Raw genomic sequence first — 20,328 nt, forward strand, 5'->3', positions numbered from 1 at the left:
CCGGCAGCACCGGCAGCACCGGAGGCACCGGAGGCACCGGAGGCACCGGAGGCACCGGAGGCACCGGTTCCAGCGGCGCCGGCGGTACCAGCGGCGCTGATGGGGCCGATGGCGCTTCGTCTTAACAATCCGGTCGGCAGGGGCCTGTGAGAGGCCCCTGCCGCTCGGCACACTCGGGGGCGTCGGCTTGTGCCGGCGTCCCCGAGTGGCATTGTGGGTATTGGGATTCGGCGGCAGGGTGGTGATGGCCATGGCACGAACAAGCGGCGGCGGCGCCCTCACGGATGTCGGCCGGTTGTTGTTGCGCTGCGCCGACCGCCCGGGACTGGTGGCTGCCACCAGTGAGTTCCTGGCCCTGGCCGGGGCCAACATCATCTCCCTGGATCAGCATTCGACCGAGCGGACCGGCGGAACGTTCGTGCAGCGCACCATATTTCACCTACCGGGGTTGCCTGGCGCGTGTGAGGCGCTGTCACATGACTTCGCTGCGCGGGTCGCCGTGCGATTCGGTATGGACTTTGCGCTCACCCGGGCGTCCACACCCAAGCGGGTGGCGATCATGGTGTCGAAGGAGGACCACTGTCTGCTGGATCTGCTGTGGCGAAACCGTCGCGGTGAACTCGACATGTCGATCGAGATGGTGATCTCCAACCACCCCGACCTGGCCGATCAGACGGCGGCGTTCGGGGTGCCGTTCTTCCACGTTCCTGCCACCCAGGACGTTCGGGCTCGATCCGAGCAACGTCAACTCGATCTGCTGCGTGACAACGTCGACCTGATCGTGCTGGCCCGCTACATGCAGATCCTCAGTCCACCGTTCCTGGAAGCCGTCGGCTGCCCGTTGATCAACATCCATCACTCATTCCTGCCGGCCTTCGTCGGCGCGGCTCCCTACCGGCGCGCCAAGGAGCGAGGCGTCAAGTTGGTCGGCGCGACCGCCCACTACGTCACGGAAACGCTCGACGAGGGCCCGATCATCGAGCAGGACGTGGTGCGGGTGGACCACCGCCACCACGTCGGTGACCTGATTCGGCTCGGTGCCGACGTGGAACGCGCGGTGCTGTCGCGTGCGGTCCTGTGGCATTGCGAAGACCGAATCATCCGCCACGGCAATCAGACCACCGTCTTCTGAGCGAACGGTCGCAGGCCTAGCATCACCGTATGCTGCTCAATCGCGCCACCGCAGAAGGCATCGCGGACGGCAGCATCACCATGGTGCTGCGCCGCTGGGATGCGCCACGCGCCAGGCCGGGCGGCACCCAGCGCACCCAGGTCGGAACGATCCGCATCGACGGCGTCACCGAACACCCCGGGAGCTACCGGGTTTCCGCCGCGCAGGCACACGCCGCCGGTTACCCGGACGCGAAGACCGCGCAGGAAGAACTCGACCGCCGCCGGCCGCACACACCTACGTGATCAACGTGTCCTACCTCGCTCCGGACGAGCGCCCCGACCTGGCGGCTAACGAGACGCTCACCGACGACGATGTCACGAAGATCGCGGCGCGCCTGGACCGTTGGGACTCCGCCACCGAGCCGTGGACGAGGGCCTACCTGGAGCTCATCGCGGCCAACGAAGCGCGCCGGGCTCCCGACCTGGCGGCGACGCTCGGGATCGATGTGCCGCGCTTCAAGCGCCGGGTTCGTCAGCTCAAGAGTCTGGGGCTGACCAGCAGCCTGAACGTCGGCTACCGGTTGTCCCCGCGCGGGCGGGCGTTCCTGCGTGCCGACCGATCCGCGGCGTCCGGCAGCTAGGCCGGTGGCAGGATGACCTGATGGACGAACCCTCTTCACCTCGCACCGAACTGACCGGATACGGCACCTGGGCCGTGATCGCGGGTGGTTCGGAAGGTGTCGGCGCGGCGTTCGCCCGGTTGCTGGCCGGCGCGGGCCTGAATCTCGTGCTGATCGCCCGCAAGTCGGGACCGCTGCAGCAGACAGCGGCCGACTGTCGCGCCCACGGCGTCGAAGTCCGGGAGTTGGCTCTCGACCTCACCGACCCCGCCACGGTGGACCGGATCATCGACGAGACCTCGGATCTCGAAGTCGGGCTGTTGATCTACAACGCGGGCGCCAACACGTGCAGCCAACGCTTCCTCGACGGCGACCTGGCCGACTTCGGGAGCGTGCTCGATCTGAACGTGGGAACCATGCTGGCGCTGGTGCAGCACTATGGGCGCCCGATGCGCGACCGCCGTCGCGGCGGAATTCTGATGGTCGGCTCGATGGCGGGCTACCTCGGCTCCGAGAGGCATACCGTCTACGGCGGGGTGAAGGCGTTCGGGCGGATCTTCGCAGAAGGGCTGTGGCTCGAGTTGCGCGACGATGACGTGCACGTGCTGGAGCTGGTGCTCGGGGTGACCCGGACCCCGGCGATGGAGCGCGTCGGGCTGAACTTCGATGTGCCAGGGATGCGTGTCGCCGACCCCGCCGACGTCGCGAAGGAGGGACTCGAGCAGCTCCCCCACGGTCCGGTGTTCGTCGCCGGCGGCAATGCCGACGACGTGGCACGGCGCAACGATCCGGACAGGGCCAGAGTGGTCACCGGCGCTCACCGGATGATGCAGAAGCTGATGGGCGAAAGATAGCGACGGCCCGGCCTGATGCAGCCTCGCTGGGAGGATCTCGACGCCTAGTTCAGTTGCTGATCCTGCTGCTGCACCGGCGCGCCGACCTCGGCGAGTTTGGCCGGGCTGGAGGTGATCTCGTCGATGACGGTGTGGATGAACCGCATCTTCTCCAGCACCGCCGGCGGTAGCACGAACGGATACAGGTCGTCTTTGCCCATCGAGCGGTTCACCATGTTCAGCGCCCACGCCAGTGGCAGCCACATCTCGATCATGGTGTCGAATCCGCTGGGGCCGAGCACTTTGCGCTCGAAGGTGGCGCTCGCGGCTGCCATCCCGAACGCGGCTGCGGTGTCGAGGGTGTCGCGGATGTGCAGATAGTGGGCGAACGTCTCGGCCCAGTCCTCAGCCGGGTGCATCGTCGCATAGGACGACACGAAGTCGTTCTCCCAGCCCGCGGGCGCCCCCTGGCTGTAGTGCCGGTCGAGCGCAGCCTGGTAGTCGGCGTTGGGATCGCCGAACAGCTCGTGGTAGCGCTGCAGGTAGTCAGGCGAGGTCCCGATGAACCGGTACTGATAGTAGTGCCCGATCTCGTGGCGGAAGTGGCCGAGTAGCGTGCGGTACGGCTCGTCCATCGAGATGCGCAGCTGTTCGCGGTGCACGTCGTCACCCTCGGCGAGATCGAGTGTGATGACCCCGTTGTCGTGGCCGGTGAAGACCTTCTCGAACTGGCTGGACAGCAGGTCGAACGCCAGGCCGTATTCCGGATCCTGGTCGCGGCCGACGATCGGCAGCTTCAACTCGAACAGCTCGGCGATCAGCCTGCGCTTGGCCTTCTCCGCGGCAGCGAACGACGCCAGTGCCACGGTGTCGGCGTCGTTGGGCCGGGTGCGGGTCAGCGCGCAGGACGCGCAGAGCCTGGCGACCGGCCCTTTTTCCACCAACCAGTTGCACTCGGCCAGATGCAGATTCGCGCACAGCCGGTACTGACTCTCGTCGACCGCGCCGGCATGCTCGCTCTCGGCGGGCGGGGCGATGACCAGAAGCGCCATATCATCGAGCGAAAACCCCAGTGAGCTGCCACAGTTCAGACACACCGAATTCTCAAACGACAACCGCTGGCCGCAGTTGGGACAGTTGAAGTCACGCATCGAGCACTGCCCCGGTGCAGGGTGCCACGTCGACGGCGACGTCGATGATGCTTCGCTCCGAGTCGGTGTAGATGATGCCGCGCAACGGGGGCACGTCGGCGTAATCACGACCGGACCCCACTGTGACGTAGCGCTCGTCGACCATCTGGTCGTTTGTCGGGTCCAGGCCGAGCCACAGATTCTGCGGCGTCCACACTGCCGCCCAGGCGTGTGTCGCGTCGATGCCCACCATGCGTTCCTTCCCGGGCGGAGGGTCGGTCGCCAGGTAACCGGAGACGTAGCTGGCGGCCAGACCGTTGGCACGCAGGCAGGCGATCGCGAGCCGCGCGAAGTCCTGGCATACCCCTTCGCGGGCCGCCAAAACCTCGCTCACCTTGGTGGACACTGTCGTCGATCCCGAGCGGTAGGTGAAGTCGGTGTAGATCCGCGACGTCAGTTCGCGCAGCACCTCGATCAGCGGCCGACCGGCGGTGAAACTCGGTGCGGCGTAGGCACGCAGTTCCTCGGTGATCTCCGGAGGTTGCAGGTCCAGTGTGAACTCGGTGGCCAGTGCCCCGTCGGTGCCGACCGGACGCGCAATCTCCCAGGGCGCCAACGCCGACGGGCCCTGGTAGAGGTCCGGTGGCGGCGCGTCGACCTCGACGACCGAGCGGCTGGTGATGCGGAGTTTGCGGTGCCGCTCGGTGACGTGGAAGTACGAGCTCAGGTTGCCGTACGCGTCGCGGCTGGTGGAGCTGTCGGCGGCCTCCGGTTCGATCACCAACTCGTGGAACAGGCACCGCTGGCGCGCGGAGTCCCGTGGGGTGAGAAAGCCCCGGCCGTAGGAACTGGTGACCACCTCGGAGTATCGGTACTCGGTGCGGTGGGTGACCTCGTAGCAACGGCTCGTCACCGATGCGGTGGGGCCATCCGGGAACGCGGTCATGGCATCACCCGTCGTGCGTCGGGACCCCACAGTGGCTGCATCCCGCCGGGCAGCGACAGGTGGGTGGCGGTGATGACGCCCGACAGCTCACGCAGATCACGGTGGATGCCGGTGAGGAGTCCGTCGAGTTCGTCGCGTGCCCCCTCGGAGGTGACCTCCTCCAGCTGGGCCGGCTCGATGCGGCGCAATCGGGTGGCGATCTCGTCGACCATCCGTTCCGGCCGTGACGACCCCGATGCGCCGGGCAGCGCTTTGAGGTCGGTGCGCAGCCGCTCCAGCTGGTAGACCAGCGACCGCGGGTTGTCCGCGTCGAACAACACCAGCTCGGCCACCCCGGCGATGCTGACCACGCCCGGATTGCGCCTGCGGTAGATCACCAACGATTCGCACGCGATCAGCGTCGACTCGGTGATCGTCTGCTCCGCATCGGGCAGCCGGGCCTTTGTCAGCGTGGCCCGCAGCAACGCGGTGAGCGCCAGTCCACGCTCGAGCCGTTTGCCGATGTCCATCATCGTCCAACCGACGTCGTGGACCATCGATTCGGCGACCACCCCGGAGAGCGCGAGCATGCCTGCCAGCGTCAGCGTGTTCGTCGATGACAGGAACGCATCGCCCTCGGCGCGGGAATCCGGCGGGGTCTCGGAGCCGTGCAGCAGCGCGCGCTCGAGGGCGGAGAGCACCATCCAGGTGTCGTTGGACATCTGGTCCCGGACTGCCCGGGCGGCAAGGCTGAGGCGCTCCACGGACTGGGCCAGGGAACCGGGGCGGTAACGATCGGCGGTCAGTGACCACAGCGTGGTCGGGGTGGTCGCCACCATCTCGGCATAGTCTCCGCTGGCACCGGTGTCGGTCCCGGTGATCCTGCCCAGTGCCGTCAGCAACACCGGGACACATTCGCTGCCGGCCAACGCGCGCCGATAGCGATACTCGTGATAGCGCTCGCGGGTGACCGTCAGCAGCCTGGCCATGTTCTCCGCGCGCTCGGCGTACCGACCGATCCAGAACAGATCGGACAGCACACGGGGCGAACTGATCGCGTGCGTCGGGCTCGAGGTGACCAACGAGGGCAACTCGGCGGCCTGGGCCTCCTCGAGAACCTCGACGTGAGGTGCCGTCGCGACCTCCGCCGTCACCCGCGTCTGAGTCCGTACCCAGATGTCCTTGGCCGCAACGGTGTTGAGGCGGTAGGCGGCCGACCCCGATGCCAGCAGATAGCCCAGGCCGCCGATCATCGGCGCGTAGCCGCTGTGCTGGGCCACCGTGAACAACCGCATCCCGACGCTAGCGGACGACAGCCCGCCCGGGCGGTAATCCGAAGGGGCCGAGGAGAACTGCGGTAGCTCCTGACCCGTCCACTGCCATGGGCCGGCTTCGATGCGGGCCGACAGCTCGTCGCGCTGCGCCGCTGACAGTTCCGGGCCGACGATCGGTTCGCCCCCGGTGACCGGCCGGATCAGCAGAGACGGCAGGTTGGTCAGCAGGTGGGAGCGTTCCACGTCGATACCGCCCCAGTAGACAGGCGCAGTTTGCAGCAACGGCGTCTCACCGAGCAGTTCCTCGGCCAGTTTGGGCAGGAATCGAAGTAGCCCGGGGCTTTCCAGCACCCCACTTCCGATGGTGTTGACCACCGTCACCGCGCCGCGGCGCAGCACCTCGACCAGCCCCACCACCCCGAGCCGGGAATCCGCACGCAGATCCAAGGGGTCGACGAAGTCGGCGTCGACCCGGCGCAGCACCACGTCCACCCGGTTCAGCGTGCCCATCGACCGCATCCACAGTTTGCCCTCGCGGACCACCAGGTCGGCGCTCTCGACAAGCGGAAAGCCCAGCACACTGGCGAGGTAGGCCTGGTCGAAAGCGGTCTCGGAGAAGATGCCCGGGCTCAGCACCACCACCACCGGCTCCTCGGCCGACTCGGGGGCGGCGTCGACCAGGGCCAGCCGCAGCGCCTGGGCCCATGGCGAGGCGGGGCGCGGCCCGATCTGCTCGTAGAGGTCCGGGATGGCGTGCGCGACAACGCGCCGGTCCGCGAGGGCATACCCGGCCCCGGAGGGGGCCTGCGTCCAGTCGGCGTTGACCAGGAACTCACCCGACGAGGCCCGGCTGATGTCACATCCGTGCAGGAACAGCTGGTGGCGGCCCGGTACCTCGATGCCTCGGGCGGCCCGCACATAGCCGGGATGGGCGAACAACAGCTGGGGTGGCAGCACGCCGCTGGTGACCGAGCGCCGCTCCCCGTAGAGGTCGGTCAGCACGGCATCCAGCAGCCTCGAACGCTGCACCAGGCCGGCTTCCAGTGTGTCCCAGTCCGCGGCGGAGATCACCAGCGGCAGTGCGTCGAGCTGCCAGGGCCCGGGCACCGCCGTGCCGTCTCCGTTGGTGATCGCCTCGCCGTTGTGATCGACCTGGATGAAGGTGATGCCGTCGTTGTCCACCAGGCTGCGCACCGCGGCCCGCAGTCGGTCGAGTCCGCCGCGGCCACGCTCGTCCAGACAGTCGGCGAGTTCCTGCCAGGCGGGCCGGATCTCGCCTGCCTCGTCGACGAATTCGTCGTAACCGGGCCCCGGGTCCCGCAGGGTCGGCTGAACGTCGAACAGTGCCGGCTGGGCCCGCATGGTGCGGTAGGGCGCCAGCGGGTTGTCGAAGTCGAGGGACCCGGCGCCCGATCGGGGCGCCGGACCTGTTGCCGGAAGTGCCATTACTGCAGCACGGTACGCACTCGCCGCAGATCCAAGATCCCCGGCGCGCCCAGATCGGTCGACTGACGCGCCTGCTTCTCCCGCAGACCTGCCAGGTCGGCCTTGCCCGGTGTGAAACCACTCGCCTCGAAGCGGCGACCGCGCCGCGACTCTGCCTCGACGGCGTTGACCGGCGGGGCGTCGTAGGCCCGTCCACCCGGGTGGGAGACGTGGTAGGTGCAGCCGCCCCGCGACACCCCGGATGCGGAATCGACGAGTTCGAACCGCAGCGGCCCGTCGACGGTGATCGTCGGGTGCAGCGCGCTGGGCGGCTGCCAGGCGCGGTAGCGCACCCCACCGACCTGGACGTCGGGGTTGTCGGTGGCCAGCATCGGGATCGGGTGGCCGTTGGCGGTGACGATGTAGCGCTGTCGGTCGGCGCCGATGAGCCGGACCTGGATCCGTTCGACCGAGGAGTCGACGTAGCGGGTCGTGCCGCCCGCGGTGGACTCCTCGCCCAGCACGTTCCACGGCTCGATGGCGCCGCGCAACTCGATCTCCACACCGCTGAACACCGCGGTCCCGATACGCGGGAACCGGAACTCGGTGAACGGGTCCAGCCAGCTGGTGTCGAAATCGATGCCGTGCGCCCGCAGGTCGGCCGCCACCTCGGCGACATCTTGAATCAGGAAGTGCGGCAACAGGTATCGGCCGTGCAGGTTCGCGCCGTGGCGGATCAGCGGGGCACGCAGCGGTTCATCCCAGAACCACGCCACCAGGGATCGCACGAGCAGTGACTGCACCATGGCCATCTGGTAGTGCGGCGGCATCTCGAACCCGCGCAGTTCCAGAAGCCCGAGCCTGCCGCGGGCAGTGTCCGGGCTGTAGAGCTTGTCGATGCAGAACTCGGCACGATGGGTGTTGCCGGTGATGTCGGTGAGCAGATGCCGCAGAGCCCTATCGGGAAGCCAGGGCTTCGGACCACCTTTGGATTTCGACAGCCTCGCGATCTCGGCGAAGGCGATCTCGAGTTCGTAGATCGACTCCGGGCGGCCCTCGTCGACACGCGGCGCCTGCGAAGTCGTGCCGATGAACCTTCCGGCGAACAGGTACGACAGTGACGGGTGACGCTGCCAGTACGTCAGCAGCGACACGAGAAGATCAGGACGCCGCAGCAACGGCGAATCGGCGGGGGTGATGCCGCCGAGGGTGATGTGGTTCCCGCCCCCGGTTCCGCCATGAGTGCCGTCGACATCGAAGGCCTCGGTGGACAATCGTGCCAGGCGGGCCTGGGCGTACAGACCCTCCAATTGCTCGCGTTGCTCGGCGAAGCTGGCCGTCGGCGCCACGTTGACCTCGATGACACCCGGGTCCGGCGTCACCGACATCGACTGCAGCCGGGCATCTGTCGGCGGACCGTAGCCCTCGACCACCAGAGGGCAGCCGACCTTGGCCGCGGCCGTCTCGATCCGGTGGACCAGGTCGACGAAGTCGTCCAGTTCCTCGGTGGGCGGCAGGAACACGTACAGGATGCCTTCACGGACCTCGCCGACCAGAGCGGTGGTCGGCATCGGGTCGGCATCCTCGACCACAGCGGCGTCTTCCCCGGTCTCCGCGGCCGCGGGGTCCCGCAGCGTCGGCCGCGACTCCATCGGGTCGGCGTCGAACGTGACCGGCGGCGGTTCCCAGCTGATGGACTTCAGTGGCAGGCGCAGCCCGGCGGGCGACTCACCGTCGAGCAGCACGATGCGTCCCCGACGCAATCTCCAGTCGGCGCTGGCCCAGGCCGATCCGTCCTCGAGGCGATGCAGCGGAAGCACGTACGCCGCAGGCTCGGTGACCGCGGACTCGAGTCGAGCCAGCAGCGCCGCGCGGGCCCGGAGGCTGTCGGAGGCCAGGTCGTCCTCGCCGGCGACGGGGTCCCCCTCGGGTTGACGCACCGTGTCCGCCAGTCTGCTCAGCGGGTCCTCGAACGCCGGGCGGACCTGGCTGTCGGGCAACCCCAGCCCTTCGGCGATGGCGCCGAGGAGTTGCCGCGCCGCCTCGGGATCCAGCGAGGGAGCCTGCGGCTGCTCGGCCCACGGGTCGGCCAGCAGCGCTTCGTCGGTCCACAGCGGTTCTCCGTCAGTGCGCCAGAGCAGCCCGATCTGCCAGCGTGGCAGCGGCTCTCCCGGGTACCACTTGCCCTGACTGCGCTGTACCAGGCCGTGGGGCGCCCACAACGCCTTCAGCCGCGCCGTCAGGGCCGAGGCTCGTTCGCGCTTGTGCGGGCCGTCCGCGTCGGTGATCCACTCCGGGTCGACCTGATTGTCGATCGAGACGAAAGTGGGCTCGCCTCCCACGGTGAGCCGGACGTCACCGGCGGCCAGTCGTTCGTCGACCTGTGCCCCGAGTGCGTTGATCTGCGCCCATGACTCGTCGGTGTAGGGCAGCGTGACCCGCGGATCCTCGTGCACCCGCGTGACCACGTTGGTGAACTCCAGCGTGGTCTCGCACGGTTCGGTCGAGCCGGTGATGGGTGCCGCGGACTCGGGATGCGGCGTGGCCGACAACGGGATGTGGCCCTCGCCGGCGAACAGGCCCGAGGTGGGATCCAGGCCGATCCACCCGGCGCCCGGGATGTACACCTCGGTCCAGGCGTGCAGATCGGTGAAGTCCGCCGCCGGGCCCGACGGCCCGTCGAGCGCTTCCACGTCGGAGGTCAGCTGAACCAGGTACCCGGAGACGAATCTGGCCGCCAGACCCATCTGGCGCAGGATCGACACCAGCAGCCACGCCGAGTCCCGGCATGACCCGATCCCCGTCCGCAACGTGAGATCCGGGGTCTGCACGCCCGGTTCCATCCGGACGCTGTAGCCGACGTCGGCGTTCACCGCCCGGTTGAGCGCGACCAGGAAATCGATCGTCCGGGTGCCGCGGGGGACGGAGAAATTGTTCACCCACGCCTCGGCGAGGTCACCCGGCCCGGAGGCCGCGCCGTGCTCGTCGACCGGCCTCAGATAGGGCTTGAGATCCTCGGCAAGCGCCTTGGGGTACTCGAAGCCGACACACTCGGCGTAATCCTCGATGAAGAAGTCGAACGGGTTGATCACCTTCAGGTCGGCGATCAAGCCGACGGTGATGGTCAGGCTGCGCGTGCGGGTCGGGAAGACCAGCCGGGCCATGAAGTTGCCGAATGCGTCCTGCTGCCAGTTGACGAAGTGGTCTGCGGGCTCGACCTGCAGCGAGTAGGCCTCGATGGGGGTGCGTGAGTGCGGCGCAGGGCGCAGGCGGACCACGTGTGGAAAGACCTCGATGAGGCGGTCGAACGTGTAGCTGGTGCGGTGCTCCAGCGCCACCTTGATACCCATAACGTCAAATCCCATCACACCCGGGACGGCGATGCAGATCGCGTCACGTCTGTGAAGCCCGCCGGTTGAACAGAACCCTACCGGCGGAGCCGGACCCCGAGTTCATCGAGCGGCACCACGTGGCCCTTCTCGCAGCGCAGCACCACGGTGGTGCCGGCGCCACAGCCCTCGTGCGTGAGCCGAAGCGGCGCCGGCGCAGGCAGATGCCGCTGGCCCCAGGCGAACATGGCCCACACCACCGGCATGAAGTCCACCCCGGCGGGGGTGAGCACGTATTCGTCACGGCTTCGCTGGCCCGGTTCGCGATACGGTCGCCGCTCCAGTAGGCCTGCCTCGACCAGATCGGACAGCCGCGCCGAGGCCGCGGCCTTGGTGACGCCGACGCGGCGCCAGAAGTCTTCGAAGCGGGTGGTGCCGTAATAGGCCTCGCGCAGCATGAGCATCGCCGACTTAGCACCGAGCAGTTCGATGGTCTTCTCGATCGGACACTGGCCCACCGCCGACCAGGAGTCCCGGTCGACCAGGCGGCCCTGCAGCACTGTCATGGCGTTCACCCTACCTCTGGGTCGCGGGGCCTATACCCAGACCGTCGCCGGAACGGTATTCCAGCAGCGAAAAACCGAGAGACGCCCTGCTGGAATAGCGTTCCGGCAGTTAGGGTTAGGGCTAGGTTCGAGTCAGTTCGAACAGTGGGATGGCCCGTGCCGTCTTCGCCTGATACTCGGCGAACACCGGCGCCTGCTCGGTGATCTTCGGGTAGGTGGCGTCGCGCTCGTCGGCGGGAAGCTCGCGCACGTCCACGTCGTAGGCGTCGGTGCCCACCTCGATGTACGCCCGCGGGTTGGCGCGCAGATTGTGCACCCAGGCGGGATTCTTCGGCGCACCCGCGTACGACCCGATGATCAGTATCTTCTCGTCGACGGTGAGGTAGGCCAGCGGCGAAAGGCGGGTCTTGCCCGTCTTGGCGCCGGTGGTGTGCAGCAGCAGAGTGGCACCCTCGAACGGGCCGCCGACCTTACCGGCGTTTGCTCGGAACTCCTCGACGATGGCGCGGTTGAAGTCGTCGAGCGCTGCGGTGTCCGCGAGGAGCTTGTCCTTGTCCGGTTCCGTCATGACTTCTCCAGCTTCTCCGGCTTGGCATCTATCCCGGACTCCTTGCGCTGCTGTGCGGTGATCGGCGCGGGCGCATCGGTCAGGGGATCCACCCCGCCGCCGCTCTTCGGGAACGCGATCACCTCCCTGATCGAGTCCAGCCCCGCCAGCAGCGCCACGATCCGGTCCCAGCCGAAGGCGATGCCGCCGTGCGGTGGCGCACCGAAGGTGAAGGCATCCAACAGGAATCCGAATTTCTCCTCGGCTTCGTCTTTGCTGATGCCCATCATCGCGAACACCCGTTCCTGGACGTCGCGGCGGTGGATGCGCAGCGAGCCGCCACCGATCTCGTTGCCGTTGCAGACGATGTCGTAGGCGTCGGCGAGCGCGGAGCCGGGATCGGTGTCGAATGTCGCCTCCGACTCAGGCGCCGGCGCGGTGAACGCGTGGTGGCTGGCCGTCCACGCCCCCGACCCCACGGCCACGTCCCCTGCCGCGGTCGCGTCATCGGCCGCTTCGAACAGTGGCCAGTCGATCACCCAGGTGAAGGCCCAGGCGGACGGGTCGATCAGGTCGAGGCGCTTGGCGATCTCGATGCGGGTGGCCCCCAGCAGTGCCCGCGCCGACTTCGCCGACCCGGCGGCGAAGAACACGCAGTCCCCCGGTTTGGCGCCGACGTGTGCGGCCAGTCCGTCGCGCTCGGCGTCGGAGAGGTTCTTGGCGACGGGTCCGCCCAGCTCTCCGTCGTCACCGATCAGCACGTAGGCCAGCCCCTTGTGCCCGCGCTGCTTGGCGAACTCCTGCCAGCCGTCGAGGGTCCGCCGCGGCTGCGAGGCTCCGCCCGGCATCACCACCGCGCCCACATACGGAGCCTGGAACACCCGGAACGGGGTGTCGGCGAAGTACTCGGCGCATTCCACGAGCTCCAGGCCGAATCGCAGGTCGGGTTTGTCCGAACCGAACCGGCGCATCGCCTCGGCGTAGCTGATCCGCGGCAACGGCAGCGGCAGGTCGTAGCCGATCGTCGACCACACCGCCCGCAGCACTTCCTCTGACACCGCGATCACGTCGTCGGCGTCGACGAAGCTCATCTCCATGTCCAGCTGGGTGAACTCGGGCTGACGGTCGGCGCGGAAGTCCTCGTCGCGGTAGCACCGCGCGATCTGGTAGTAGCGCTCCATGCCTGCGACCATGAGCAGCTGCTTGAACAGCTGCGGGCTCTGCGGCAGCGCGTAGAACGACCCTGGCTGCAGCCGGGCGGGCACCAGGAAATCGCGGGCGCCCTCCGGGGTGGAGCGGGTCAGCGTCGGTGTCTCGATCTCGACGAAGTCGTGTGCGGCGAGCACGCCGCGCGCGGCGGCATTGACCTTGGAGCGCAGCCTGATCGCTTGCCCCGGCCCCTCGCGGCGCAGATCGAGGTACCGGTACTTCAGGCGCGCCTCCTCACCGGCGGTCTCGTCGAGCTGGAACGGCAGCGGGGCACTCTCGCCCAGGACCGTCAGCGTGGTGGCGTTGACCTCGACGTCACCGGTGGCGATCTCGGGGTTGGCGTTGCCCTCCGGCCGGACCTCCACGACGCCGGTGACCGTGATGCAGAACTCCGAGCGCAGCCGGTGCGCCTGCGCCAGCACCTGTCCCTCCTCCAAACCCTCGCGGAATACCACCTGCGCCACGCCCGAAGCGTCGCGGAGGTCGATGAAGATGACGCCGCCGTGGTCGCGACGGCGCGCCACCCAGCCGGCCAGCGTCACAGTCTGGGCGGCGTCGGCGGCGCGCAACGATCCGGCGGTGCGGGTGCGCAGCACGAATTACTCCTCGAGTCGGGGTTCTCAAACGACTGCTCAGTCTAAGGGGCGACGTCCGCAGGCCTGACCAGACAGCTATCGTGATCTGTCCGGTAAGCGGTGCAGCGACGAAAGGCGCGGTCCGATGGCTCAGCGTCACCCCTGTGAACGCGTCGACCTGGATTTCGTCGCTCGCGCTCCGTATCGCTTCGTCAGCACCGTCGACCTGGCCATCACGCCGGAGCAGCTGTTCGAGGTGCTCGCCGACGAGACCTCGTGGCCGCAGTGGGCCACGGTCATCACCGACGTGACGTGGACCAGTCCCGAACCTCGCGGGGTGGGCACCACCCGCACGGTCGACATGCGCGGTGGCATCACCGGCGACGAGGAGTTCCTGGTCTGGGAACCGTTCACGCGGATGGCGTTTCGCTTCAACGAAGCGACGACCGATGCGGTGGCCGCCTTCGCCGAGGACTACCGCGTGGTGCCGACGGCCGACGGGTGCCACCTCACCTGGATCATGGCGATGAAGCCCAGTGGCCTGGCCGGCCGGTTCGGCCTGTTCGCCGGACGGCCCGTGATGGGCTGGATGTTCCAGCGGTTCCTGCACAACCTCCGCCGTCATACCGACGAGCGGTTCTCCAGGTCCTAATAGACGAGGGCCCACGCCGTACGCCGGACAGCGTCGGGGTCCTCGGCGACGACATCCCGGGCGGTCAGAATGAGCCGGGTGCGTCGGCGTCCGGTCTCGTATAGGGGCCAGTCCGCCTCGTCGATCCCGTCGGCGTGGGCGAAGTCCAGCCAGGCACGCTGCATCCGGCGTCCCACCGACGGCTGCAGTCGCCGGGCGAGTGGATGCAGTTTGCGGCCGACGAAGGACGCGTAGCTGTGCTGGACGTGCACGATCTCGCTGCCGTGGGTGGCGCCGAGGCCCAGCATGCGCAGGCTCATGCCGAAGTGGTCGAAACGGTACATGCGGGTGGGGGCGTGCGCACTGTATGCGTCGGCGAACGACCAGGCCGGGCCGCCGAACATCACGTCGGATCCGAGGTCGATCAGGGCACGGCGCCGCGGAAACGCCGGATACGCCTGCAACACAAGCTCTTTGGCTTCGGGGGCGACGCGGGCGAAGTACGCGTCCACCGACGCCCGCGTGGTGGGCAGCATCGGCGGCTTGGTCCAGGCGAACATCGAGGCCTCGTGGCTGTTGGTGCCGATGATCAACGGCATCCGGGCCAGGTGACCACTTCTCGCGGCGTCGACCGGGTGGCGGGGCAGCAGCTCCGTGCCGTGCGTCAACCCGTAGGCCAATGTCGGTGTCGTCGACGCGCTCTTCAGTTGCAGTGCGCCCGCGGCCCGGCGCAGCTGCCGCTGAGGTAGTCCCTTGACCTCGGAGGCGCGCACCCCGAGACGGGCCAGGAACTCGTGGGCGCGGGCCGCCCGCAGCTCGCGGTCGGCGATCAGCGGCAACGCCGGACTCTGGGCGATCGCGCGGTGGAACAGTCCGGTCGCCATCGGGCTGGCCAGCAATGCCAGCACCGACGTCGCGCCTGCGGATTCGCCGAACACCGTGACCTGGTCGGGATCCCCACCGAACGCGGCGATGTTGTCGCGCACCCAGCGCAGCGCCGCGATCTGGTCGCGCAACGCCAGGTTGTCGTCGAATCCCTCGCCGAGGTCCCCGAGCTCGAACCCGCCGAACACACCGATCCGGTAGGTGACGTTGACGACGACGACGTTGCCGTTGGCGGCCAGCCGCGACCCGTTGTACAGCTGGAACTGGCCTGCGCCGTAGACGAATGCCCCGCCGGGGATCCACACCATCACCGGCAGTGAACCCGTGGTGTCCGGCGACCACACGGTCAGGGTGAGGCAGGCTTCGTCGCGCACTTTGGGGTCGTCCCGGCCGCCGCCGACAAATGACTTCGTCTGCGGCGGCAAGGGCCCGTGCTCGAGTGCGTCACGGACCCCCGACCACGGTTCGAGAGGACCCGGGCCCAGGAATCGACGTTGCCCGACCGGCTGGGCGGCGTAGGGCACGCCGCGCCAGACACCGATGCTTCCCTCGGTGTCGCCGCGCAGATCCCCTGATGCGGTCTTGATCACGGCGCTTTGTCCGGCAACGACTGCCACGCGACAAATCGTAGTGTGCGAAGCTTGACCCGACTTGGGGCCGGGCGCGCCCGGCGTTGAAAAGAGGTAGTGCGATGACCTTCAACGAAGGCATGCGGATCGATACCAGCACCACGTCCAGCAGCAGCGGCGGTCGCGGACCCGGCCGGGGCATTGCCGTCGGCGGTGGGTTGGGCGGATTGCTGATCGTCGTGGTCGCGCTGTTCCTGGGCGTTGATCCCAGCACTGTGGTACCGCCACAACAGATGGACACCCAGGGGGTCGAGACGCCCGGGTTCGACCTGAGCCAATGCCGTACGGGCGAAGACGCCAACAACATCGTGCAGTGCCGCGTGGTGGCGACCGGGAACTCGCTCGACGGGGTGTGGGCGCAATTGATGCCCGGGTACACGCGGCCGAACGTCGAGATATTCACCGACGGTGCCCAGACCGAGGGTTGTGGCTCCGCGAGCAGCGCGGTCGGACCGTTTTACTGTCCAGTCGACCAGACCGCCTACTTCGACACCGGATTCTTCGACACCTTGGTCAGCGAGTTCGGTTCCAGCGGTGGGCCGTTCGCCCAGGAATACGTGGTCGCCCACGAGTTCGGCCATCACGTGCAGGATCTCCAGGGCACACTCGGGCGTGCCCAGCAGGACCCCGAAGGGCCGACCGGCGGGGGCGTCCGCACCGAATTGCAAGCCGATTGCTACGCGGGCGTGTGGGCGCACTACGCCGCGATCACCAAGCAGGAGGGTACCGACGTGACATTCCTGAAACCGTTGAGCGACAAGGACATCGCCGACGCGCTGTCGGCCGCATCAGCCGTCGGGGACGACCTCATCCAGGAGGCCGCCACCGGTCGGGTCAATCCGGAATCATGGACCCACGGCTCCTCCGAACAGCGGCAGAAGTGGTTCACCGTCGGATATCAGACCGGCGAGCCCGCCAAGTGTGACACGTTCGCCACCAACAACCTTGGCTAGGACCACCACCGCCGTCGACACCGTCGCCGAGCGCTACCTCGAGACGTCGGCGGTCCTGGACCCCTGCGCGGCAACCGAATCAGGCATCGCCGGCCACGACGACGAGATCACCGACTACTCCCCCGACGGGGTCGCCGCCCGCGCCGAGGCGGCCCGGCTGGCGCTGCGCGAACTCGATGCCGCGCACCCGGTCGACGACGTCGATGTGGTCACCGTCGCGGCGATGCGGGAACGGCTCGGGGTGTTGCTCGACATCCACGACGCCCGGCTAGACCTCGGCGAACTCAACGTCATCGACTCACCGCTGCAGACGATGCGCGATGTGTTCGACCTGATGGCCACCGACACCGAGGACGACTGGACGGTGATCAACCGCAGGCTGTCGCGGATTCCGCAACGCGTCGCCGGGTACGCCGAATCGCTGCGCGCAGCCGCGGCGGCTGGGCAGGCCCCCGCCGCCCGCCAGGTGCGCCGCGGGATCGAGCAATCCGGGCAGATCCAGCGCTTGTTCGTCTCGATGGTCGCCGATGCCGCTCCGGGCAACGAGGTGCTGCGCGCCGAATTGCATCAGGCCGCCGAAGACGCCGCCGATGCCTACGCCTCGCTGGCCAAGGTGTTGCGCGAGGAAGTCGGCCCCTACTCCCGGGAGACGGACGCGTGCGGGCGAGACGCGTACCGGGTGCTGTCGCGGTCGTTCCTCGGCGCCGCCGTCGACCTGGACGAGTCCTACCAGTGGGGCCTCGATCGGCTGGAAAGCATCGTGGCCGAACAGGATTCGACAGCCGACCGGCTGTACCCCGGCGCCTCGGCGGAGGAAGCGCTGCGGCGGCTCGACAGCGAGCCGCGCTATGCCGTACACGGCACCGAAGCCTTGCGGCAGTGGATGCAGGACCTCTCGGACCGCGTCGTCGAGTCGTTGGCCGATCGCCACTTCGACATCGCCGAACCGCTGCGCAACCTGGAGTGCCGGATCGCCCCCACGCACACCGGCGGCATCTACTACACCGGGCCGTCGGAAGACCTGTCCCGCCCCGGCCGGATGTGGTGGTCGGTCCCGCACGGCGTCGACACGTTCCACACGTGGCAGGAGACGACCACGGTGTTCCACGAAGGTGTTCCCGGCCACCATCTGCAGATCGGCCGGGCGGTGGTGCTGGCCGATCAACTGAACCGGTGGCGCAGGCTGGGGTGTTGGGTGTCCGGGCACGGTGAGGGGTGGGCGCTCTACGCCGAACGGCTGATGGCCGAACTCGGCTGGCTCGACGATGCCGGGAACAGAATGGGAATGCTTGATGCCCAACGGTTCCGGGCCGCACGGGTGGTCATCGACATCGGTGTGCATTGTGGCCTGACCGCCCCGGACGGCGGAATCTGGGATGCCGACCGGGCGTGGACGTTCCTGAAGTCCCACAGTGCGATGGCCGACGAGAACCTGCGATTCGAACTCGACCGTTATCTCGGCTGGCCCGGTCAGGCCCCGTCATACGCGATCGGACAGCGCATCTGGCAGCAGTTGCGTACCGAGACCCTGGCCAGGGGCGTCCCGCTCAAGGGGTTCCACAGCAGGGCACTGGATCTGGGCGGCCTACCGCTCGACGTGCTGCGTTCGTCGCTGGCCGCCTGACCCCGTCAGAGACGCGACTGCTCCTTGATGGAGGCGTCGGTCCTGCGCAGCGGGCGGATGAGCGCATCCTGGGTGAACGACGCGATCAGCGCGCCTTCCCGGGTGTGCACTGCCCCGCGGACGTAGGACATGCCTGCGCCCACCTGGGTGCTCTCGTGGGTGTAGAGCAACCAGTCGTCCCAGCGCACCGGCTCGTGGAAGCTGACCGACACCGTCATGGGAGCAGTCGAGACCGTCAGGTGCGCCTGACTGGTTCCGATGCCGGCGTGCGCTCTCATGGTCGTGGAGATGCCGAGGTGGCCGGTGAAATAGGCGATCAACGCCTTGGCCAGGTCGTCTCGCGCCGGAATCGGGTCGTAGTGCAGCCAGGCATACAACTCGGGTGGCCCGACCTCGTCGGGACTGTTCACGTCCTCGACGTCGACCAGCCGCAGCTCGCGGCCGACCATCGGCATCGGAGACACGTTCGCCTTCTCGGGCGGGGCCACGTCGGGCCGGGGCAGGTGATGACGGATGACGTCATCAGTGGGGACGTCTGCGAGCACCGTCGTCGTGATGCAGCGCTTGCCGTTCTGCCTGGCGGTCACGACCGCCGTTGCGGTGGAACGGCCTTCGCTGACGACGTCGACATCGAACTCCACCGGCCCGGCCCCTACCATGACCGCGCGGGCGAACACCGAGTACACCGACCGCACCGACTTCTCCGGAAACCGCTTGGCAGCAGCCACAATCGACTGCGCGAGCACCTGGGTGCCCTCGACCACCTGCCGCTCGTCCTCACCGGCGGGGCCGGTCTGCGCGGTGAACGTACCCTCCGCGCCCGGTGCGGCGTCGAAGAGATCGAGCAGTTCCTGCACTGTCCAACGCGCGTCTGCCGAATCAGTTGTCATTCTCGGTGGGCCTCCCCTGAAGTAACGGTCGTGGGAACAGTAACCGAGGTTCGCCGATAGCGGTAACGTCATTACCATCAGCTGACGGCGAGCAGGAGGGCGGTGAACTCCGAATCCCGCGCCACCCGCTTCATGGGTTCGGCGCTGGCGATCCTCGGCGAGACCGGCCGCACCGACTTCACCGTCCTTTAGGTGGTCGAACGGTCGAAGGCCTCCCTGCGGGCCTTCTACCAGCACTTCGCCACCAAAGACGAACAGTTGTTGGCTTTGGTGGAGAAGATCATGGCCGATGCGACCCTGCAGTGGCGGGCCGAGACCGATGCGCTGTCGAGCGCCGAGGCGTTGCGGCGGCTGATCGAGCGCATCAGTGCCCCTGCCGAATCCACCACCCAGGACAGCATCAACCAGGGGCTGACCTACTACAACGACCACCTGCTGGAGACCCGGCCCCGGGAGTTCGCCAAGGTCCTGTCACCGCTGCACGCATTGTTCGCCGACATCCTGCGCCGCGGCATCTCCGAGGGGGCGTTCCGCGCCGACCTCGACGTCGACACCGACGCCGCGATCCTGATGCAGACGGTGCTGGGCGCACTACGGTTGCGCGACCTGGGAGCCGAGCTGAACGGCATCCCGATCGACGGCGGCCACCTGCACACCTTCTGCCTCCGCAGCCTGACCCGCCAGCCCTCTGAACTGCAATAACAACGCCACAGCACTACTGGCACCGTTACATCCGAGCGTGGTAATGTCGTTACCACCGGTCGGTAATGTCATTACCAGTTCTCGCATACACGCCATGTCAGGAGCCCGCATCATGCCGTCTCGCAATCTCGACTATCCGGTGTTCGACGCCGACAACCACTTCTACGAGCCCAAAGAGGCGCTGACCGAGTTCCTGCCCGATCACCGCAAGGGCATCATCGACTACATCGATGTCCATGGGCGGACCAAGATCGTCGTCCGCAACACGATCAGTGACTACATCCCCAACCCGACCTTCGAGGTCGTCGCGCGCCCGGGTGCACAGGAGGAGTACTTCCGGCACGGCAGCGGGGGCAAGAGTTACCGCGAGGTGATGGGCAAGCCGATGAACGCCATCCCGGCCTTCCGCAACCCCGAGGCCCGCCTCGAGGTGCTCGACGCGCTCGGCCTGGACTACACCCTGATGTT

At 68.0% G+C, this 20,328-nt stretch carries 16 protein-coding genes and 2 pseudogenes; 9 read left to right on the forward strand and 9 right to left on the reverse strand.

The window, feature by feature from the left end:
* Positions 1-250: 250 nt before the first annotated feature.
* Genes purU through WA944_RS03575 form a run of 4 tightly spaced genes read left to right on the forward strand, consistent with a single transcriptional unit; the run spans position 251 to position 2,587 of the window.
* Positions 251-1,132 carry a formyltetrahydrofolate deformylase gene (gene purU, locus WA944_RS03560; protein WP_526646353.1) on the forward strand — a complete coding sequence of 294 codons (882 nt, stop codon included), beginning with the start codon at positions 251-253 and terminating at the stop codon, positions 1,130-1,132.
* A gap of 29 nt (positions 1,133-1,161) precedes the next feature.
* The gene (locus WA944_RS03565) at positions 1,162-1,416 is read left to right on the forward strand and encodes a hypothetical protein (protein WP_526368548.1); all 255 of its coding nucleotides are present in this window, start codon (positions 1,162-1,164) and stop codon (positions 1,414-1,416) included.
* Positions 1,417-1,421: 5 nt separating this feature from the next.
* Positions 1,422-1,754 carry a hypothetical protein gene (locus WA944_RS03570; RefSeq protein ID WP_526368549.1) on the forward strand — a complete coding sequence of 111 codons (333 nt, stop codon included), beginning with the start codon at positions 1,422-1,424 and terminating at the stop codon, positions 1,752-1,754.
* A gap of 20 nt (positions 1,755-1,774) precedes the next feature.
* Complete coding sequence (locus tag WA944_RS03575) at positions 1,775-2,587, forward strand: SDR family NAD(P)-dependent oxidoreductase (RefSeq protein WP_526646355.1); 813 nt, start codon at positions 1,775-1,777, stop codon at positions 2,585-2,587.
* Between the two features lie 44 nt (positions 2,588-2,631).
* Here WA944_RS03575 and WA944_RS03580 read toward each other — a convergent pair whose 3' ends face one another.
* The 7 genes from WA944_RS03580 to aspS all read right to left on the reverse strand — a co-directional run bounded on the left by WA944_RS03580 (position 2,632) and on the right by aspS (position 13,567).
* Positions 2,632-3,717 carry a zinc-binding metallopeptidase family protein gene (locus WA944_RS03580; protein WP_526368553.1) on the reverse strand — a complete coding sequence of 362 codons (1,086 nt, stop codon included), beginning with the start codon at positions 3,715-3,717 and terminating at the stop codon, positions 2,632-2,634.
* Positions 3,710-4,642 (reverse strand): transglutaminase-like domain-containing protein, encoded by a 933-nt coding sequence (locus tag WA944_RS03585; protein ID WP_526368555.1) that lies wholly within the window; start codon positions 4,640-4,642, stop codon positions 3,710-3,712. The genes WA944_RS03580 and WA944_RS03585 overlap by 8 nt, the downstream gene beginning before the upstream one ends.
* Positions 4,639-7,341 (reverse strand): circularly permuted type 2 ATP-grasp protein, encoded by a 2,703-nt coding sequence (locus WA944_RS03590; protein ID WP_526368557.1) that lies wholly within the window; start codon positions 7,339-7,341, stop codon positions 4,639-4,641. Before WA944_RS03590 ends, WA944_RS03585 begins: the two co-directional genes overlap by 4 nt.
* On the reverse strand, positions 7,341-10,670 hold the full coding sequence (locus WA944_RS03595; RefSeq protein WP_526368630.1) for a transglutaminase family protein: 3,330 nt from the start codon (positions 10,668-10,670) through the stop codon (positions 7,341-7,343). Before WA944_RS03595 ends, WA944_RS03590 begins: the two co-directional genes overlap by 1 nt.
* Positions 10,671-10,747: 77 nt before the next feature.
* On the reverse strand, positions 10,748-11,215 hold the full coding sequence (locus tag WA944_RS03600) for a winged helix-turn-helix transcriptional regulator (RefSeq protein ID WP_526368559.1): 468 nt from the start codon (positions 11,213-11,215) through the stop codon (positions 10,748-10,750).
* Positions 11,216-11,336: 121 nt separating this feature from the next.
* Positions 11,337-11,783 carry a nitroreductase family deazaflavin-dependent oxidoreductase gene (locus WA944_RS03605; protein ID WP_526368561.1) on the reverse strand — a complete coding sequence of 149 codons (447 nt, stop codon included), beginning with the start codon at positions 11,781-11,783 and terminating at the stop codon, positions 11,337-11,339.
* Entirely contained in the window at positions 11,780-13,567 is a 1,788-nt protein-coding gene (aspS, locus tag WA944_RS03610; RefSeq protein WP_526368563.1) for an aspartate--tRNA ligase, read from the reverse strand. Before aspS ends, WA944_RS03605 begins: the two co-directional genes overlap by 4 nt.
* A 124-nt stretch (positions 13,568-13,691) precedes the next feature.
* On the opposite strand from aspS, the gene WA944_RS03615 reads away from it, so the two are divergent.
* Positions 13,692-14,198 carry an SRPBCC family protein gene (locus tag WA944_RS03615; protein WP_526368565.1) on the forward strand — a complete coding sequence of 169 codons (507 nt, stop codon included), beginning with the start codon at positions 13,692-13,694 and terminating at the stop codon, positions 14,196-14,198.
* On the opposite strand, the gene WA944_RS03620 is transcribed toward WA944_RS03615, so the two are convergent.
* Complete coding sequence (locus tag WA944_RS03620) at positions 14,195-15,679, reverse strand: carboxylesterase/lipase family protein (protein ID WP_526368567.1); 1,485 nt, start codon at positions 15,677-15,679, stop codon at positions 14,195-14,197. The genes WA944_RS03615 and WA944_RS03620 overlap by 4 nt on opposite strands.
* A 74-nt stretch (positions 15,680-15,753) precedes the next feature.
* On the opposite strand from WA944_RS03620, the gene ypfJ reads away from it, so the two are divergent.
* Complete coding sequence (gene ypfJ, locus WA944_RS03625; protein WP_526646358.1) at positions 15,754-16,644, forward strand: KPN_02809 family neutral zinc metallopeptidase; 891 nt, start codon at positions 15,754-15,756, stop codon at positions 16,642-16,644.
* Complete coding sequence (locus WA944_RS03630; protein WP_526610202.1) at positions 16,637-18,268, forward strand: DUF885 family protein; 1,632 nt, start codon at positions 16,637-16,639, stop codon at positions 18,266-18,268. The genes ypfJ and WA944_RS03630 overlap by 8 nt, the downstream gene beginning before the upstream one ends.
* Positions 18,269-18,273: 5 nt before the next feature.
* Here WA944_RS03630 and WA944_RS03635 read toward each other — a convergent pair whose 3' ends face one another.
* Positions 18,274-19,158, reverse strand: a complete 885-nt coding sequence (locus tag WA944_RS03635) for an acyl-CoA thioesterase (protein ID WP_526368573.1) — start codon at positions 19,156-19,158, stop codon at positions 18,274-18,276.
* Positions 19,159-19,290: 132 nt separating this feature from the next.
* Here WA944_RS03635 and WA944_RS03640 point away from each other — a divergent pair.
* Positions 19,291-19,860 (forward strand): annotated as a pseudogene (locus WA944_RS03640) (TetR/AcrR family transcriptional regulator).
* A gap of 112 nt (positions 19,861-19,972) precedes the next feature.
* A pseudogene (locus WA944_RS03645) lies at positions 19,973-20,328 on the forward strand (amidohydrolase family protein); the annotation flags it as partial.

Source organism: Mycobacterium sp., from assembly GCF_049683355.1.
GTDB lineage: Bacteria > Actinomycetota > Actinomycetes > Mycobacteriales > Mycobacteriaceae > Mycobacterium.

Excerpts from the sequence above, each read along its gene's own strand:
- WA944_RS03585 (WP_526368555.1), bottom strand. The coding sequence starts at position 4,642 with ATGACCGCGTTCCCGGATGGCCCCACCGCATCGGTGACGAGCCGTTGC.
- WA944_RS03575 (WP_526646355.1), top strand. The coding sequence starts at position 1,775 with ATGGACGAACCCTCTTCACCTCGCACCGAACTGACCGGATACGGCACC.
- WA944_RS03565 (WP_526368548.1), top strand. The coding sequence starts at position 1,162 with ATGCTGCTCAATCGCGCCACCGCAGAAGGCATCGCGGACGGCAGCATC.
- purU (WP_526646353.1), top strand. The coding sequence starts at position 251 with ATGGCACGAACAAGCGGCGGCGGCGCCCTCACGGATGTCGGCCGGTTG.
- WA944_RS03605 (WP_526368561.1), bottom strand. The coding sequence starts at position 11,783 with ATGACGGAACCGGACAAGGACAAGCTCCTCGCGGACACCGCAGCGCTC.
- WA944_RS03580 (WP_526368553.1), bottom strand. The coding sequence starts at position 3,717 with ATGCGTGACTTCAACTGTCCCAACTGCGGCCAGCGGTTGTCGTTTGAG.
- WA944_RS03615 (WP_526368565.1), top strand. The coding sequence starts at position 13,692 with ATGGCTCAGCGTCACCCCTGTGAACGCGTCGACCTGGATTTCGTCGCT.
- WA944_RS03590 (WP_526368557.1), bottom strand. The coding sequence starts at position 7,341 with ATGGCACTTCCGGCAACAGGTCCGGCGCCCCGATCGGGCGCCGGGTCC.
- WA944_RS03600 (WP_526368559.1), bottom strand. The coding sequence starts at position 11,215 with ATGACAGTGCTGCAGGGCCGCCTGGTCGACCGGGACTCCTGGTCGGCG.
- ypfJ (WP_526646358.1), top strand. The coding sequence starts at position 15,754 with ATGACCTTCAACGAAGGCATGCGGATCGATACCAGCACCACGTCCAGC.
- WA944_RS03595 (WP_526368630.1), bottom strand. The coding sequence starts at position 10,670 with ATGGGTATCAAGGTGGCGCTGGAGCACCGCACCAGCTACACGTTCGAC.
- WA944_RS03635 (WP_526368573.1), bottom strand. The coding sequence starts at position 19,158 with ATGACAACTGATTCGGCAGACGCGCGTTGGACAGTGCAGGAACTGCTC.